The sequence below is a fragment of the Pseudoalteromonas obscura genome, assembly GCF_030135505.1.
Classification (GTDB): Bacteria; Pseudomonadota; Gammaproteobacteria; order Enterobacterales; family Alteromonadaceae; genus Pseudoalteromonas; species Pseudoalteromonas obscura.
In genome coordinates, this window is sequence record NZ_JASJUT010000006.1 from 106802 (window position 1) to 121434 (window position 14633).

A 14633-nucleotide genomic window follows, 5' to 3' on the forward strand; every position below is an offset into this window, starting at 1 on the left:
ACAACATTGTGTCGTTTAGGGTGTCAGCGCCTTGCGCAAAAAAGTATCATGCCCGCATTCACTACAAGCCTTTATCTCAAGAGTGTGATAAACATCGGTTTTATTGCCGCAATTCTTACACACTAATTGCCCCAAAGCTATCCATTCACCTTCTTTATAAACGCCATCATGTGCAAAATCAGACATCAAAGCTTGCCACTCAAGCTGCGTCCTGTCCTCTAAATAAGCTAACTCGTATAATATTGATTCTTTAAACTCTTCCCACGCAACACCTTGGTAATGATCGTGGTGTTGTGAAATATGCTGTAGATCACGTTTGAAGTAATGCTTGTAGTCATTGAGCTTGTTTTTGCCAAACTCCCGCCACCTCTGCTCTTCCTTAATAAATTCATCGACCATTTTTTTCAGCTCATGCTCTTTCACATCTTTAAACCATTTAGAAAAATCATCAAGCCAATGTTTATAATCTGCCATGTTGCCTCCTGTTCATCTACATCTAGTCACAGTGGTAAACCCCAACGCCACACATTACATATTTGACTTATCATGCCCAGCCAAACACGTAAACGTCACCCATGGTTGCCGAAGTTGATACAACACCTGTTGAACACATTCACATTGCATATTCAGAGTATAGAGCACTCCTCAAAAAGGGCCATGAGCCCAACAATAAAAGACATTTTCAACGTCTTTTATTGTTGGGCAATTGAAATTGACATAAATATGATTATTCCATGCAAATTGCCCATCATATGCTGTGATCAGGCTAAGTTTTCGGGTATGCTATTGACCAATTTTACAATCAGTTTGCAAGAAGTCTGGAAACGTCAATGCAAGAGCAATACAACCCACAAGAAATCGAACCCAAGGTTCAATCCTATTGGGAAGAAAATAACACATTTAAAGTAGTCGAAGACGAAAGCAAAGAAAAATACTATTGCTTGTCTATGTTCCCTTACCCAAGTGGTAAGCTCCATATGGGACATGTCCGTAATTACACAATCGGTGACGTTGTTTCGCGCTTCCAGCGCTTGCAAGGAAAAAATGTCATGCAGCCAATGGGCTGGGATGCGTTCGGTCTACCAGCTGAAAATGCAGCAATCAAAAATAATACTGCGCCTGCAAAATGGACCTACGAAAACATTGACTACATGCGTGGTCAGCTGAAGCAACTGGGCTTTGGTTATGACTGGGATCGCGAAATCGCAACGTGTCACCCAGAATACTATAAATGGGAACAATGGTTCTTCACTAAGCTATATGAAAAGGGCTTAGTGTATAAGAAAATGTCAACCGTAAACTGGGACCCAGTCGACCAAACTGTACTTGCTAATGAGCAGGTTATCGACGGTCGTGGCTGGCGTTCAGGTGCACTTGTCGAACAAAAAGAAATTCCACAGTGGTTCATCAAAATCACAGACTATGCTCAAGAACTACTTGATGACTTAGACAAGTTAGATCACTGGCCAGAACAGGTTAAAACCATGCAGCGCAACTGGATTGGCCGCTCGGAAGGTTTAGAGATCGACTTCAAACGCGCAGACAACAATGAAAGCTTTACTGTCTATACGACTCGCCCAGACACATTTATGGGTGTCACTTATGTTGCTGTCGCAGCGGGCCACCCAATTGCCTTAGAAGCGGCGAAAAGCAATGAAGACGTGGCTGCATTTGTCGAAGAATGCAAAAACACCAAAGTAGCAGAGGCTGATTTAGCTACTATGGACAAAAAAGGCATTGCAACAGGCCTGAGCGCAATCCACCCATTAACAGGTAAAGAAGTCCCAATTTGGATCGCTAACTTTGTTTTAATGGACTACGGTTCTGGTGCCGTCATGGCGGTACCTGGTCATGATCAACGTGACTATGAGTTTGCGACAGCTTATGGCCTAGAGATCAAGCAAGTAATTAGCCCTGCGGCGGATGCTGAGCAACAAGCTGATCTAGCTGCTGAAGCTTTCACTGAAAAAGGTGTGCTTATCAACTCAGGTGAGTTCGATGGCCTTGATTTTGAAGCCGCTTTCAACGCTATTGCTGATAAGTTAGAAAGTCTGGGTGCTGGCAAACGCAAAGTAAACTTCCGCCTTCGCGACTGGGGTGTTAGCCGTCAACGTTATTGGGGTTCACCAATTCCAATGCTAAGCAAAGAAGATGGCTCAGAACTCGCTGCGACTGAAGAAATGTTGCCAGTGCGTTTACCTGAAGACGTTGTAATGGATGGTGTAACATCTCCGATTAAAGCAGACCCTGAATGGGCCAAAGCCACCGTAAATGGCGAACCAGCATTCCACGAAACAGATACTTTTGACACCTTTATGGAGTCATCTTGGTACTACGCTCGTTACTGTAGCCCGCGCTACGATGAAGGCATACTAGAGCCCGGTGCTGCAAACTATTGGTTGCCTGTAAACCAATATATCGGTGGTATTGAACACGCTATCTTGCACTTACTATACTCTCGCTTCTTCCACAAGCTATTGAGAGATTTCGGTTTAGTTAATTCAGACGAGCCGTTTGAGCGTTTGCTTTGTCAAGGTATGGTCCTTGCTGATACTTATTATCGTAAAGATGAAAAAGGCGGTGATATTTGGATCTCTCCACTGGATGTTGAAACAGAAAAAGACGACAAAGGCCGTATCATCAAAGCTTGGCATAAAGACGACGGTGAGCCAGTTATGTCAGCGGGTATGGGGAAAATGTCCAAGTCTAAAAACAATGGTATTGACCCGCAAACGGTTATTAAACAGTACGGTGCCGACACAGTGCGCTTATTCATGATGTTCACTGCTCCACCAGAGCAAACACTTGAGTGGTCTGATTCTGGTGTTGAAGGTGCTCAAAGGTTCCTACGTCGTGTTTGGAAATATGCTGTTGATGTTAAAAATGCAGGTACTGCAGATCTAGATCTAAGTAAGCTGTCTAGTAATCAAAAGACGCTGCGTCGTGAAATCCACAAAGCCATTGCTAAAGTCACTGATGATGTTGAACGTCGTCAAACATTCAACACAGCGATTGCAGCAGTTATGGAATTGTCCAATAAACTGACAAAAGCACCACTAGAAAACGACCAAGACATTGCACTTGCAAATGAAGCGCTAAATGCAATTATCATTATGCTAGCGCCAATTACACCACATATGTGTCATGAGTTGTGGGAACAACTTGGTCACCAAGGCGATGTATTGGATGCCGCTTGGCCAACAGTAGATCAAAGCGCTTTGGTTGAAGATGAAAAACTGATTGTTGTTCAAGTAAACGGTAAACTGCGTGCAAAATTGACTGTTGCCGCCGACGCAACAAAAGAGCAAGTTGAAGCAAAAGCCTTCGCAGAAGAAAACGTCACTAAATTCACTGATGGTAAAACCATTCGTAAAGTAATTTATGTGCCGGGCAAGCTACTTAATGTGGTTGCCAACTAATGATTGGCTTAGTTAAGCGAGTCATTTTAGCAGCAAGCCTTACTGGCTTGGCTGCTATGCGCGCGCTTGCTGGCATAAAGAATGGACTAGCAGTTTTGCTAGTCTGTTTGACTGTCACAGGCTGTGGCTTTCATCTAAAACAAGCGTCGTATATCCCTGAAGATCTAAGAGTATTGCATCTAACAGGAGAAGACCAAAAGTCAGCTTTATACGAGCAACTGAAATACGAGTTGCAGCGCTCCCAAGTCAAAATTAACGATGAGATTACGGGTAAAAATAGTAAAAATGCAGCAGAGCTTCACTTGTACAGAGATGCGCTGAGCAGGCAGCCATTGAGCCTTTTTCAAAATGGCCAAGTTGCTCAGTATGAGCTTGCATATAAAGTTTCCTACCGCCTATCTCGCCCGGATCAAGAGCCTTTTGAACAAAGTTTCGAGCTTTATCGCAACTATCAAGACGATCCAACGAACTCACTTGCCAAATCCAAAGAAATGGAAATCATCCTATCTGAGATGCGCAAGTTAGCCACTAAACGAATTATTCGCGAACTGTCACAACTCTAATGCGCTGTTATGCAAATCAACTAGCAGGCCAGTTAAGTAAAGGCCTGCATCCTTTCTACCTTGTTTTTGGTGAAGAGCCTTTCCAAGAGGGAAATTGTGTTTTAAATATCCGTCAAGTAGCTAAAAAGCAAGGGTTTGATGAAGTCATCAAGTTTGCCCTGCTGCCCGGCTTCGATTGGCAAGAACTCATTGCCCAGTACAACAGCATGTCGCTTTTTAGTGCACGTACAATTATCGAACTTGATTTAAACCAACAGAAGCCACCTACGCAAGGCGTTAACATCCTAAAAGAGCTGGCTGCCAATATAAACCCAGATGTCATATTAATTATAAAGGGTGCAAAAGCGGGCCAAGATATTCAGCGCTCAGCTTGGTTTAAAGCTCTCGACAAACAAGGCTTATTTGTACCTTGTTATGCCCTCACAGGTTATCACTTAGAAAGGTGGTTGGATGACGAATGTAAACGTTTAAAAGTCAATTTAAAAAGCGACGCCAAGCGCAGCTTACTGCTGGCAACGGAAGGTAACTTACTTGCCACGTATCAAGAACTTGAAAAGCTGTCACTACTATATAAAGATGCTTTGATTGATCAACAGCAACTTATGAGTGGCCTACTCAATCAAGCCAAGTTCGACATCTTCGATCTAAATGATGGTTTGTTGAAAGGCAATGCAAAGTATATCGTGAAAATACTCAATAAGTTAGCTACTGACAATGTTGAACCGACCAGTGTTGCTTGGACAATACAAAATCAAGCGCAGACTTTACTCGCTATGAAGCGTGCACTGGTACAAGGCCTAGCTATTGCGCCACTGTTCAAGCAACATAATATTTGGAAAAACCAGCAGCAGTCGACACAACAAGCTTTAGATAGGCTCACAATCGCCCAACTAGAACATATTATATCTCTGCTCGCGCAGTTTGATTCTGCCTTCAAAAGCAATGGAATTAGTGCGCCATTCCAAGGCCTTGCACATATCGCTTTAAGTTTTTGTCAGCCAATAAATTTCCCAATGCCTTTTGCTGACAGTTCAAACCAGCTAGGAGCTCAGCACTGATGATTGCACTTTTTGGCGGTACCTTTGACCCGATCCACTTAGGGCATATCAATATGGCCAAACAGTGTTTAAAGGAATTATCTCTCACTTCTTTATCATTTATGCCCAATGCAACACCTGTGCATAAAAAAGGCCCAAGTATAGCCACAGAGCACCGCTTGGCGATGTTACAATTGGCTACTAACGAAGAATCAAGATTTAACATAGATACTAGGGAGATTACACGCACTGAGCCCTCGTATACTGTATTAACCTTACAAGAATTAAGGGCTGAACACCCCAATACTCCCATCGCTTTTTTGATGGGTATGGACTCTTTTAATAGCCTTAGCAGTTGGTATCAATGGCAAACAATCACTCAACTATGCCATATCGTAGTATATGCAAGGCCGGGCGATAAATTTGCACCATGCTTGCAGCTAACCCATTACCTAGCACATGCCAAGGTAACCCATCCAGATACATTGCACCAAGTTCAAGCAGGGAAATGTTACTTTATGACTGGCGAGCCTTTTTCCGCAGCATCGAGCGAAATTCGCACAGTAATAAAATCCGGCCAGTCCGTTGAACCTTGGCTGCCAGAGTCGGTCATAACTTATATTAATAAAAATAAACTGTACGCACAGTAACTGCCGCTGATCGACTTGATAATTCTACTGGAAAACATGTTAGAATTGCGCCCTTATTAGTAGTGTACATAGCATAGAGATTCTGATTTGGATTCAAAACAACTTTTAGACTTTGCTTTAGATAAAGTCGATGATATGAAAGCCCGTGACATTGTGAAGTTAGATGTCAGAGAAACGTCCTCAATCACTGATTATTTAGTCATTTGTTCAGGCAACTCGAAACGCCACGTTCAATCAATTGCAGACCATGTAGCAAAAGAAGCGCGTCATGCCGGCGAAACACCACTAGGCCACGAAGGCCAAGATGTCGGTGAGTGGGTACTTGTTGACTTGGGAGATGTTGTGGTACATGTCATGCAAGACCAAACTCGTGATTTTTATGATCTAGAAAAGCTTTGGGGCTAGCGTGAAAATTCAGTTAATTGCTGTTGGCACAAAAATGCCGGCATGGGTGGAAACTGGTTTTAAAGAGTATCAACGTCGTTTTCCAAAAGATATGCCTTTAGACTTGATCGAGATCAGCGCGGGTAAGCGCGGTAAAAATGCAGATATTAAACGCATTTTACAACAGGAAGGCGAAAAAACGCTGGCGGCTATTCCGAAAGGAAACCGCATCGTTACATTAGAAGTAACTGGCAAACCTTGGGATACACACCAACTAGCAACTAACATGGAAAAATGGCAGCTCGATGGTCGTGACGTCAGCTTACTGATAGGTGGGCCTGAAGGGCTTGCACCAGAATGTATTGCCGCATCGGAGCAAAAATGGTCTCTGTCCAATCTAACATTGCCCCATCCACTGGTAAGAATTGTCGTTGCTGAAAGTCTATACCGAGGCTGGAGCTTAAATAACAACCACCCGTATCACAGAGAATAAGCCATCCATGATAAAAAACCGGCCAACGATCCGCGACCATAGCGCTGAAGCCAATTTGTTTGCGCGACGCGCTTTTGTTGGCTTCGTTTTTGTCGTTATCCTTATTGGAGTTCTGCTTAACAACATCTATACACTGCAAGTTGAAAAGCACGAAACTTATCAAACCCGCTCCAATGATAATCGCATTAAAGTTATTCCTATCGCCCCCAATCGCGGGTTAATTTACGATAGAAATGGCGTATTGTTGGCCGAAAATAGGCCTGTTTATAACCTAGAAGTTATTCCTGAGCAAGTTGACGATCTGGCATTATCGCTGCAGCAACTCAGCGAAATTATCAGCATTACAGATGCACAAAAAGAAGCAGTAATAAAAAGTAACCGACGTTCTCGGCGCTTTAAAAGCCAAATTCTTAAGGCACGTCTAGACGAACAAGAGGTCGCTATTTTCGCGGTCAATCAACACCGCTTCCCCGGTTTTAGCATTGAAGCGAGATTAGCACGACATTACCCCTATGGCGACGCACTGACCCACGCTTTAGGCTATGTATCTCGACTCAACAAAAAAGAGCTCAGCGAACTAGAATCTCAAGGCCTTGCCAAAAATTACCGCGCCACCCATGACTTTGGTAAACTCGGGATCGAGAAATTTTATGAGCAGCGCCTCCATGGCCAAGTAGGCTCTCAGCGTGTAGAAGTCAATAATCGTGGCCGAATTATTCGTTCACTAAGCATTGAGCATCCCAAACCTGGTGAAGACTTGGTATTGACGTTAGACATTGGGTTACAGAAAATTGCCCAAGAAGTGCTTGATGGCGTGCGTGGAGCCATTGTCGTTATGGATCCTAAAGATGGTGGGATCCTCGCACTCTACTCAAATCCAAGTTACGACCCAAATCTATTTGTTCATGGTATAAGTAGCAAAGATTATCGCGCGCTGCTTAACCCAGACAGACCACTTATCAATCGTGCAACTCAGGGGCGATATGCACCCGCTTCAACCGTCAAACCTCACCTTGCTATTTTGGCTTTAGAGGAAGGAGTGGTCAAAGAGAATACCAAAGTTTGGGATCCCGGATTTTTCCAGATCCCCAATGTTGAACATCGCTGGCGAGACTGGTTACGATGGGGGCATGGTCATGTGGATGTCTACGAAGCCATAGAGCAGTCATGTGACACATATTTCTATGAAACAGCCTACAAACTTGGCATCACTAAAATCAGCAATTTTATGAGCCAGTTTGGATTTGGTGATTTATCGGGGATTGATATACACGAAGAAACCCCAGCAATCATGCCGACTACTGAATGGAAGAGACAGCGCTTCAAAGAGTCTTGGTGGCCCGGAGATACTATCTCTGTCGGTATCGGTCAGGGATATTGGACTGCGACACCGATGCAGATAACCAATGCAGTCTCTATTTTGGTAAATAAAGGCATTCATCGCCCACCTCACCTCGTGCAAGTTGCAAAACAAAATAACAACGTGGAGCAAATGTATACAGAGGAAAAGCCGCCTGTTGTGTTAAAAGATCCCCGTAATTGGCAAATTGCACTCGATGCCATGCATAACACCGTAAAAAAAGCGACCGGTACAGCACACAAAGCATTTAAAGGGGCAAACTATGATCCTGCTGGTAAAACAGGTACTGCACAGATAGTGAGTATTGCGCAAGGTGAAAAGTATGATGCAGAAAGCTTAAAAGAAAAACATCGAGATAATGGCATTTATGTAGGGTTTGCGCCTTTCAATGACCCCAGGATTGTCGTCACAGTTATTGTCGAAAACCAAGGGGGCGGTTCAACTATCGCAGCCCCAATCGCACGCAAGCTTATGGATTATTATTTTGAGTCTTATCCAAGTGACACGGAGGGTAAATGAACCAATTGAGAAAGCGCCGTTCATTTTGGCAACGAATTCACATTGATTTTCCTCTGCTGGCAGCGCTGCTTGTCATGATGATCGGTAGTTTAGCCGTCGTTTACAGTGCCAGCGGTCAAAACATGGACATGATGGCACGCCATGCAACACGGATGTTAGGTGCTATTGTCGCCCTTTTTGTAATGGCTCAAATCTCCCCCAACACACTAAAAAGGCTAGTCTTTCCACTGTACACCGTAGGATTAGTTATGCTCATTGGGGTATTCTTTTTTGGCATTACCATCAATGGAGCAAAGCGTTGGCTAGATATTGGTGTTACGCGTTTTCAGCCTTCAGAAATTATGAAATTAGCCGTTCCTATGATGGTTGCGTGGTACATAGGGCGACAACAATTGCCCCCTAAAATGCTACACCTAGTGATCGGGTTTGCTATCGTTCTAGTCCCTACTGTCTTGATCCAAAAACAGCCTGATTTAGGCACCTCTTTACTGATAGCCAGTTCAGGCATTTTTGTGTTGTTTTTATCTGGTTTAAGCTGGCGTCTAATCGGAACCAGTGTGTTATTGGCTATTCCTGGGGCATTTGCTATGTGGCATTTTGTCATGCATGAATATCAAAAGCAGCGTGTTTTAACTTTACTCGATCCGGAAAGTGACCCGCTAGGCGCTGGATATCATATTATTCAGTCAAAAATAGCCATCGGCTCAGGAGGAATAGAGGGCAAAGGTTGGCTACATGGTACGCAATCACAGCTCGAATTTTTACCAGAGCGCCATACTGATTTCATTTTCTCAGTATTGAGCGAAGAGTTTGGCCTGCTTGGTGTCGTCATGTTGTTAAGCGTGTACTTATTTATAATCGGCCGAGGGCTTTATATTGCAGTCAATGCACAAGAAGCATTTAGCAAGTTGCTCGCAGGCGCACTCACCCTCACCTTTTTTGTATATATCTTTGTCAATATCGGCATGGTATCCGGATTATTACCCGTTGTTGGCGTACCACTGCCTTTGATCAGTTACGGTGGGACATCGATGGTTACACTGATGGCTGGTTTCGGTATCATTATGGCAATAGCAACAGATAAAAAAATGTTATTAAAGTAATTTATGAAGAAAAACGTCCTTATTCCTTTGGCTGTCGTACTACTTCTCAGCGCATGTAGTAGTCGATATCATACAAATCAAGACAAGGCACCGCTGCGTGCCCCGACTGAGCTCGAAATGCAAGATGCCAAAGTCACCAACGAGCCAAAAAGTGTCAGTGCTGGACGTCCTTATACGGTGCTTGGCAAACACTATGCACCAATGTCGGATGAAAAAGGGTTTACGCAAACAGGGACTGCGTCTTGGTATGGCCGTAAATTTCATGGTTACTACACATCCAATGGTGAAACATTCAACATGTTTGACATGACAGCAGCTCATAAAACACTGCCTTTGCCCAGTTTTGTCAAGGTCACCAATTTGCAAAACAATGTAAGTGCCATTGTCCGAGTGAATGATCGCGGACCTTTTCATGATGATAGGGTCATTGACCTGTCTTATGCTGCCGCATATAAACTGGGTTATCATTTACAAGGTACAGCTGAGGTTAAGATTGAGGCGATTACTATTGACCGAAAAAACCCACGCTTAACTTATGTGCAAGTTGCCGCTGGCAGCAGTATGGAAAATGTACAGGCTTTAGCAGTGCAACTTTCTAATAAATTTGAACTAGGTACACCTATCGCGTTTGAAGATAATCTTTACAAATTGCGACTTGGACCCATTTTGGATGATCATACAGCACAAAAAGTGCTACAAACCTTACAAGAAGGTGAATTTAATAAAGCTTTCTTGCTTTACACAGAGTATGAACTTTAAAATATTCTAAAACTGAATTACATAATTTTTGTTCCGCGACTAATGCCTGCATATAGGTATAATATGTAGTATGCAGTACAAAAATAAAATCTACTGGTTGGTCTAACAATTGAGCGACTACCCAGACTAATTAAAAAGCGAGCATGATGACAGTATTTAAACCAAAAGTAGTTAAAAAAATCCTTGGTGTCGTGTGTTCTTTGTCATTGTTTTCGGCAAGTGCACAGATCATACCTTCTCCACCGCAAGTGAGTGCGAAAGGTTATTTCCTGGTCGACTTCACGACAGGTAAAGTCATCGCTGAAGGAGAAGCGGATACTAAGCTTTTACCTGCAAGTTTAACTAAAATGATGACCAGTTACGTGATTGGTACAGAAATTCTTGCTGGTAATATTTCTCCCAATGACATGGTTACCATCAGTGAAAAAGCTTGGGCAAAAAACTTCCCTGAATCTTCAAAAATGTTTATCGAAGTAGGGAAAAAAGTCAGCGTTGATGATTTAAACCACGGTATCATTATTCAATCAGGAAATGATGCATGTGTTGCAATGGCCGAGCATATAGCTGGTAGCGAAAGTGCTTTTGCTGATTTGATGAATGCACACGCTGAAAAACTAGGTATGACCAATAGCTATTTTATCAATAGCCATGGTTTAGATGCCCCTGAGCAATTCACCACACCTAGAGACATGGCCACTCTGGGGGCTGCGCTGATCCGTGATGTCCCAGAAGAGTATGCTCTTTATAAGCAAAAGTCTTTTACGTTTAATGGTATCAAGCAATATAACCGCAACTCACTACTGTGGGATGCGAGCTTAGATGTGGATGGTATAAAAACCGGCCATACCGCAGAAGCAGGCTACAGCTTAGTCACCTCTGCAACCAAGGGCGACATGAGACTTATAGCCGTCGTGATGGGCACAGAGAGCGAGCGAGCGAGAAAAGTAGAAAGCAAGAAGCTGCTAAACTATGGCTTTAGATTTTTCGAAACGATTACTCCTTACAAAGCAGGTGATAGTTTTGCAGATCAACGTATTTGGATGGGTAACAAAGAAACCGTCTCTTTGGGTATCACACAAGATACACCTATTACCATTCCTCGTGGCCAACGCAAGAATTTGAAGGCACATTTTGAGTTGGACCAAACGCTGACCGCACCACTTGCAAAGGGCAGTACTGTAGGTACTTTGTTCTTGCAACTTGAAGGGGAAGATATTGCCGAGTATCCACTTGTTACACTCGAAGAAATCGAAGAAGGCAGTTTCTTCAGCCGCATATACGACTACTTACGTTTACAGATCATGCAATAACCCTGTGCAGAGTATGTATATAATGCAACAGCGCCTCTATTAGAGGCGTTTTTTTTTGCTGCAAAAATGATAGAATGCCCGGCATTATTGAGGTGATGATGCCTAAGTGAAAACAATTCACATTACACAATCATCGCTTAGTATCTGTAGTGAGGAAACCGTCATGGTAACACCTGTAAAAAACACTAAGTTTGATGAGTACTTAGAATTCCCTTGCCCGTTTACTTTTAAAATTATGGGCCTAGCAAACGTTGATCTGACAGATCAAATCCTGACTAAAATGCAAGCTATTGCGCCTGGTGACTACGCACCTAAAGTGAAGCCAAGCAGTAAAGGGACATATGAATCAGTGACTTTAGTTGCAACGGTAACGTCAAAAGAACACATTGAGCAGATATATACCGAGCTCGGTAGTATCGAAGCGGTTCGTTACGTATTGTAATCAGGGAAGTCCATGAGCAACCATCATGTCATCATTCGTCACCTAGGACGAAAAAGTTACGAGCCAATATGGCAAAAAATGCAGCAATTCACAGATCAACGTGACGATTCTGCGCCAGATGAAATCTGGCTAGTTGAACATGATCCTGTATTTACTCAAGGCCAGGCTGGTAAAGCAGAACACCTACTTGCACCAGGAGATATTCCTGTTGTGAAAGTTGATAGAGGCGGCCAAGTAACTTATCACGGTCCTGGGCAGCAAATGATGTACGTTCTATTCAATTTACGACGTCTAAAAATTGGCGTGCGTGAACTTGTTACTTGGCTCGAAGAAACCATCATTGATACATTGCAAGAGTACAATATCAATGCCTACGCCAAAGCAGACGCTCCAGGCGTTTACGTCGATGACCGTAAAGTGGCTTCTTTGGGTTTAAGAGTAAGAAGAGGCTGTTCATTTCACGGGCTTGCACTGAATGTCAATATGGACCTTAGTCCATTTTTACGTATTAACCCATGCGGCTATGCTGGCATGGAGATGGTACAAACTAGCGATTTAAATGGGCCTGATTCACTTGATAAAGCGGGTCAAGGGCTCATCAAACATATGCTTAAGCGCATTAACGCTGAGCATGTTGTTCACACTGAAGGGTTTGAGAACGAATGAGTAAACCAGTCAAAATGGAACCGGGTGTAAAGTTACGCGATGCTGAAAAAATGGCATTGATCCCGGTAAAAGTACTACCAACTGAACGAGAGCAAATGCTCCGCAAACCAGAATGGCTAAAGATCCGCTTACCAAAATCAAGTGAGCGAATAGAAGGGATCAAAAGCGCGATGCGAAAGCATGGCTTACACTCTGTTTGTGAAGAAGCATCTTGCCCTAATTTGTCTGAATGCTTTAATCACGGTACAGCAACTTTCATGATTTTAGGTGCTATTTGTACTCGTCGTTGTCCATTCTGTGATGTGGCACATGGTCGCCCGCTGAAGCCTGACGCGGCAGAGCCAGAAAAGTTAGCACTCACTATTAAAGATATGAAGCTTAAATATGTGGTGATCACCTCTGTAGACAGAGATGACTTACGTGACGGTGGTGCCCAGCACTTTGCTGATTGCATTAGAGAGATCCGCAAACATAATCCAGGCATTACAATTGAAATCCTAGTTCCTGATTTCCGCGGTCGTATGGATCGTGCCTTGGAGATCTTAACTGAAACGCCACCTGATGTGTTCAACCACAACTTAGAAACAGCACCGAGACTTTACAAACTAGCTCGTCCAGGTGCCGACTATAAATGGTCTTTAGAGTTGTTACGCCGATTTAAAGAGGCACACCCTGAAGTTAAAACTAAATCAGGTTTGATGGTTGGATTAGGGGAAGAGATCCCAGAAATCGAAGAAGTCTTAAGAGATCTTCGAGAGCATAACGTCGATATGCTGACAGTTGGTCAATATCTTGCACCTTCGAAGCACCACTTACCAGTTAAGCGTTATGTGCCACCGGTAGAGTTTGACGCGCTGAAAGACTATGCGGACGAAATAGGCTTTTCACATGCCGCATGTGGTCCATTTGTTCGCTCTAGTTACCATGCTGACCAACAAGCTGCTGGTAAAGAAGTTAAGTAATTTATCTTTGCACATAAAAAAGCAAGTCTCACGACTTGCTTTTTTATTCGCCCCTTTTATTTAACTATCAACTGATCCTCCCAAAGGTGGATGTGATTGGGGTTTGTTAAATTGAAAACCTTCACTGCCATGGTCTTTCCGGCCGCATTTTCACACTCAATAATTTGATACAAAACTTGATGTGCAGGGTTCGCCAATACTTCATTTTTTATAAATACGTCTGAATGAAAAGGACCTTTGCGGTCTTCACCATGAAATAGACCAAGCGATACACCCCGATTTGCTATAGTTGTACAGTAAGACTGCGTGTTTTGGTTATTTATACTAAGACGACTTTCAATTTTATATGCTGAATGATAGCCATATGAATATGGTTTATAAATAAACTTACCCGCTGGTTGCAAGGAAATTTGCCAGTCGACAATTGGCGCGCCAGGCACATTGACTAACACGTTGTAATCTTGCCCGAACTCATCAGTACACCCTATATGAACCGTCTTAGCATCTTGTAGTGCATTTTCATCACTGAGATCTGTTTCCATTGTCAAACTTGCCTGTATATGGGAATTTACAGAGACATTTAAACTTGCAAGGTTAGTGTGTGTACGATTAGAGTATACATTGGCACTATCGCAGCGACTGAATTCGTTGCTAAGTCGTACGTTAAGTACCAGTTTGTGGGCATGTTCACTGGTAATAGCCACACTTCTGACGGGTCCATAAGCGTAGCTGGTTACGCGCTCATAACCATCGACATCTGCCACATTTTGCGCTGATGCATAACAATTTAAACTCGCCAATAACGTACCAATGGTCAGTGATAATTTAGATAAAGACATAATAATTTCCTTTCTATATTGAGAAAAATATTTGTAGTCTGTACTGCTTCCTCAGCTATCCATTGAGTAAAAAGTTAACAGGCAAAGTCTCTAATATCAAAAGCCTCTATCTTCGAATCAACATCTT

General features: G+C 43.1%; 15 protein-coding genes. 13 read left to right on the forward strand and 2 right to left on the reverse strand.

The window, feature by feature from the left end; genetic code table 11:
* Positions 1-15: 15 nt before the first annotated feature.
* Positions 16-474 (reverse strand): zinc ribbon-containing protein, encoded by a 459-nt coding sequence (locus QNM18_RS15000; RefSeq protein WP_211012381.1) that lies wholly within the window; start codon positions 472-474, stop codon positions 16-18.
* Between the two features lie 356 nt (positions 475-830).
* Between QNM18_RS15000 and leuS the strand changes: the two genes are divergently transcribed.
* From leuS to lipA, 13 genes are all read left to right on the forward strand, one after another.
* The gene (gene leuS, locus QNM18_RS15005; RefSeq protein WP_284137691.1) at positions 831-3419 is read left to right on the forward strand and encodes a leucine--tRNA ligase; all 2589 of its coding nucleotides are present in this window, start codon (positions 831-833) and stop codon (positions 3417-3419) included.
* 56 nt (positions 3420-3475) lie between these two features.
* Positions 3476-3982 carry an LPS-assembly lipoprotein LptE gene (locus QNM18_RS15010; RefSeq protein WP_211012508.1) on the forward strand — a complete coding sequence of 169 codons (507 nt, stop codon included), beginning with the start codon at positions 3476-3478 and terminating at the stop codon, positions 3980-3982.
* A complete protein-coding gene (holA, locus tag QNM18_RS15015) occupies positions 3982-5040 on the forward strand; it encodes a DNA polymerase III subunit delta (protein WP_284137692.1) in 1059 nt (352 codons plus the stop codon). Before QNM18_RS15010 ends, holA begins: the two co-directional genes overlap by 1 nt.
* Positions 5040-5669, forward strand: coding sequence for a nicotinate-nucleotide adenylyltransferase (gene nadD / locus QNM18_RS15020; protein ID WP_284137693.1), 630 nt, complete (start codon positions 5040-5042; stop codon positions 5667-5669). The genes holA and nadD overlap by 1 nt, the downstream gene beginning before the upstream one ends.
* 87 nt (positions 5670-5756) lie before the next feature.
* A complete protein-coding gene (rsfS, locus tag QNM18_RS15025; RefSeq protein ID WP_023398560.1) occupies positions 5757-6074 on the forward strand; it encodes a ribosome silencing factor in 318 nt (105 codons plus the stop codon).
* 1 nt (position 6075) lies between these two features.
* Positions 6076-6546 carry a 23S rRNA (pseudouridine(1915)-N(3))-methyltransferase RlmH gene (gene rlmH / locus QNM18_RS15030; protein ID WP_036975605.1) on the forward strand — a complete coding sequence of 157 codons (471 nt, stop codon included), beginning with the start codon at positions 6076-6078 and terminating at the stop codon, positions 6544-6546.
* A 7-nt stretch (positions 6547-6553) separates the two neighbouring features.
* Positions 6554-8425, forward strand: a complete 1872-nt coding sequence (mrdA, locus tag QNM18_RS15035) for a penicillin-binding protein 2 (RefSeq protein WP_211012377.1) — start codon at positions 6554-6556, stop codon at positions 8423-8425.
* Positions 8422-9528 (forward strand): rod shape-determining protein RodA, encoded by a 1107-nt coding sequence (gene rodA / locus QNM18_RS15040; protein WP_211012376.1) that lies wholly within the window; start codon positions 8422-8424, stop codon positions 9526-9528. Before mrdA ends, rodA begins: the two co-directional genes overlap by 4 nt.
* Before the next feature lie 3 nt (positions 9529-9531).
* Positions 9532-10287 carry a septal ring lytic transglycosylase RlpA family protein gene (locus tag QNM18_RS15045; RefSeq protein ID WP_284137694.1) on the forward strand — a complete coding sequence of 252 codons (756 nt, stop codon included), beginning with the start codon at positions 9532-9534 and terminating at the stop codon, positions 10285-10287.
* Between the two features lie 146 nt (positions 10288-10433).
* Positions 10434-11597: a serine hydrolase gene (locus QNM18_RS15050; protein ID WP_211012507.1), complete on the forward strand. Its 1164-nt coding sequence runs from the start codon at positions 10434-10436 to the stop codon at positions 11595-11597.
* A gap of 163 nt (positions 11598-11760) precedes the next feature.
* The gene (ybeD, locus tag QNM18_RS15055; protein WP_023398554.1) at positions 11761-12039 is read left to right on the forward strand and encodes a DUF493 family protein YbeD; all 279 of its coding nucleotides are present in this window, start codon (positions 11761-11763) and stop codon (positions 12037-12039) included.
* 12 nt (positions 12040-12051) lie between these two features.
* Positions 12052-12705 carry a lipoyl(octanoyl) transferase LipB gene (lipB, locus tag QNM18_RS15060; protein ID WP_284137695.1) on the forward strand — a complete coding sequence of 218 codons (654 nt, stop codon included), beginning with the start codon at positions 12052-12054 and terminating at the stop codon, positions 12703-12705.
* A complete protein-coding gene (lipA, locus tag QNM18_RS15065) occupies positions 12702-13667 on the forward strand; it encodes a lipoyl synthase (protein WP_023398552.1) in 966 nt (321 codons plus the stop codon). The genes lipB and lipA overlap by 4 nt, the downstream gene beginning before the upstream one ends.
* A 56-nt stretch (positions 13668-13723) precedes the next feature.
* Here the strand turns inward: lipA and QNM18_RS15070 are convergent, their stop codons facing one another.
* The gene (locus QNM18_RS15070; RefSeq protein WP_284137696.1) at positions 13724-14506 is read right to left on the reverse strand and encodes a hypothetical protein; all 783 of its coding nucleotides are present in this window, start codon (positions 14504-14506) and stop codon (positions 13724-13726) included.
* Positions 14507-14633 lie beyond the last annotated feature (127 nt).

Excerpts from the sequence above, each read along its gene's own strand:
- nadD (WP_284137693.1), top strand. The coding sequence starts at position 5,040 with ATGATTGCACTTTTTGGCGGTACCTTTGACCCGATCCACTTAGGGCAT.
- QNM18_RS15045 (WP_284137694.1), top strand. The coding sequence starts at position 9,532 with ATGAAGAAAAACGTCCTTATTCCTTTGGCTGTCGTACTACTTCTCAGC.
- QNM18_RS15000 (WP_211012381.1), bottom strand. The coding sequence starts at position 474 with ATGGCAGATTATAAACATTGGCTTGATGATTTTTCTAAATGGTTTAAA.
- lipA (WP_023398552.1), top strand. The coding sequence starts at position 12,702 with ATGAGTAAACCAGTCAAAATGGAACCGGGTGTAAAGTTACGCGATGCT.
- ybeD (WP_023398554.1), top strand. The coding sequence starts at position 11,761 with ATGGTAACACCTGTAAAAAACACTAAGTTTGATGAGTACTTAGAATTC.
- leuS (WP_284137691.1), top strand. The coding sequence starts at position 831 with ATGCAAGAGCAATACAACCCACAAGAAATCGAACCCAAGGTTCAATCC.
- QNM18_RS15070 (WP_284137696.1), bottom strand. The coding sequence starts at position 14,506 with ATGTCTTTATCTAAATTATCACTGACCATTGGTACGTTATTGGCGAGT.
- rodA (WP_211012376.1), top strand. The coding sequence starts at position 8,422 with ATGAACCAATTGAGAAAGCGCCGTTCATTTTGGCAACGAATTCACATT.
- QNM18_RS15010 (WP_211012508.1), top strand. The coding sequence starts at position 3,476 with ATGCGCGCGCTTGCTGGCATAAAGAATGGACTAGCAGTTTTGCTAGTC.
- QNM18_RS15050 (WP_211012507.1), top strand. The coding sequence starts at position 10,434 with ATGACAGTATTTAAACCAAAAGTAGTTAAAAAAATCCTTGGTGTCGTG.
- lipB (WP_284137695.1), top strand. The coding sequence starts at position 12,052 with ATGAGCAACCATCATGTCATCATTCGTCACCTAGGACGAAAAAGTTAC.
- mrdA (WP_211012377.1), top strand. The coding sequence starts at position 6,554 with ATGATAAAAAACCGGCCAACGATCCGCGACCATAGCGCTGAAGCCAAT.
- holA (WP_284137692.1), top strand. The coding sequence starts at position 3,982 with ATGCGCTGTTATGCAAATCAACTAGCAGGCCAGTTAAGTAAAGGCCTG.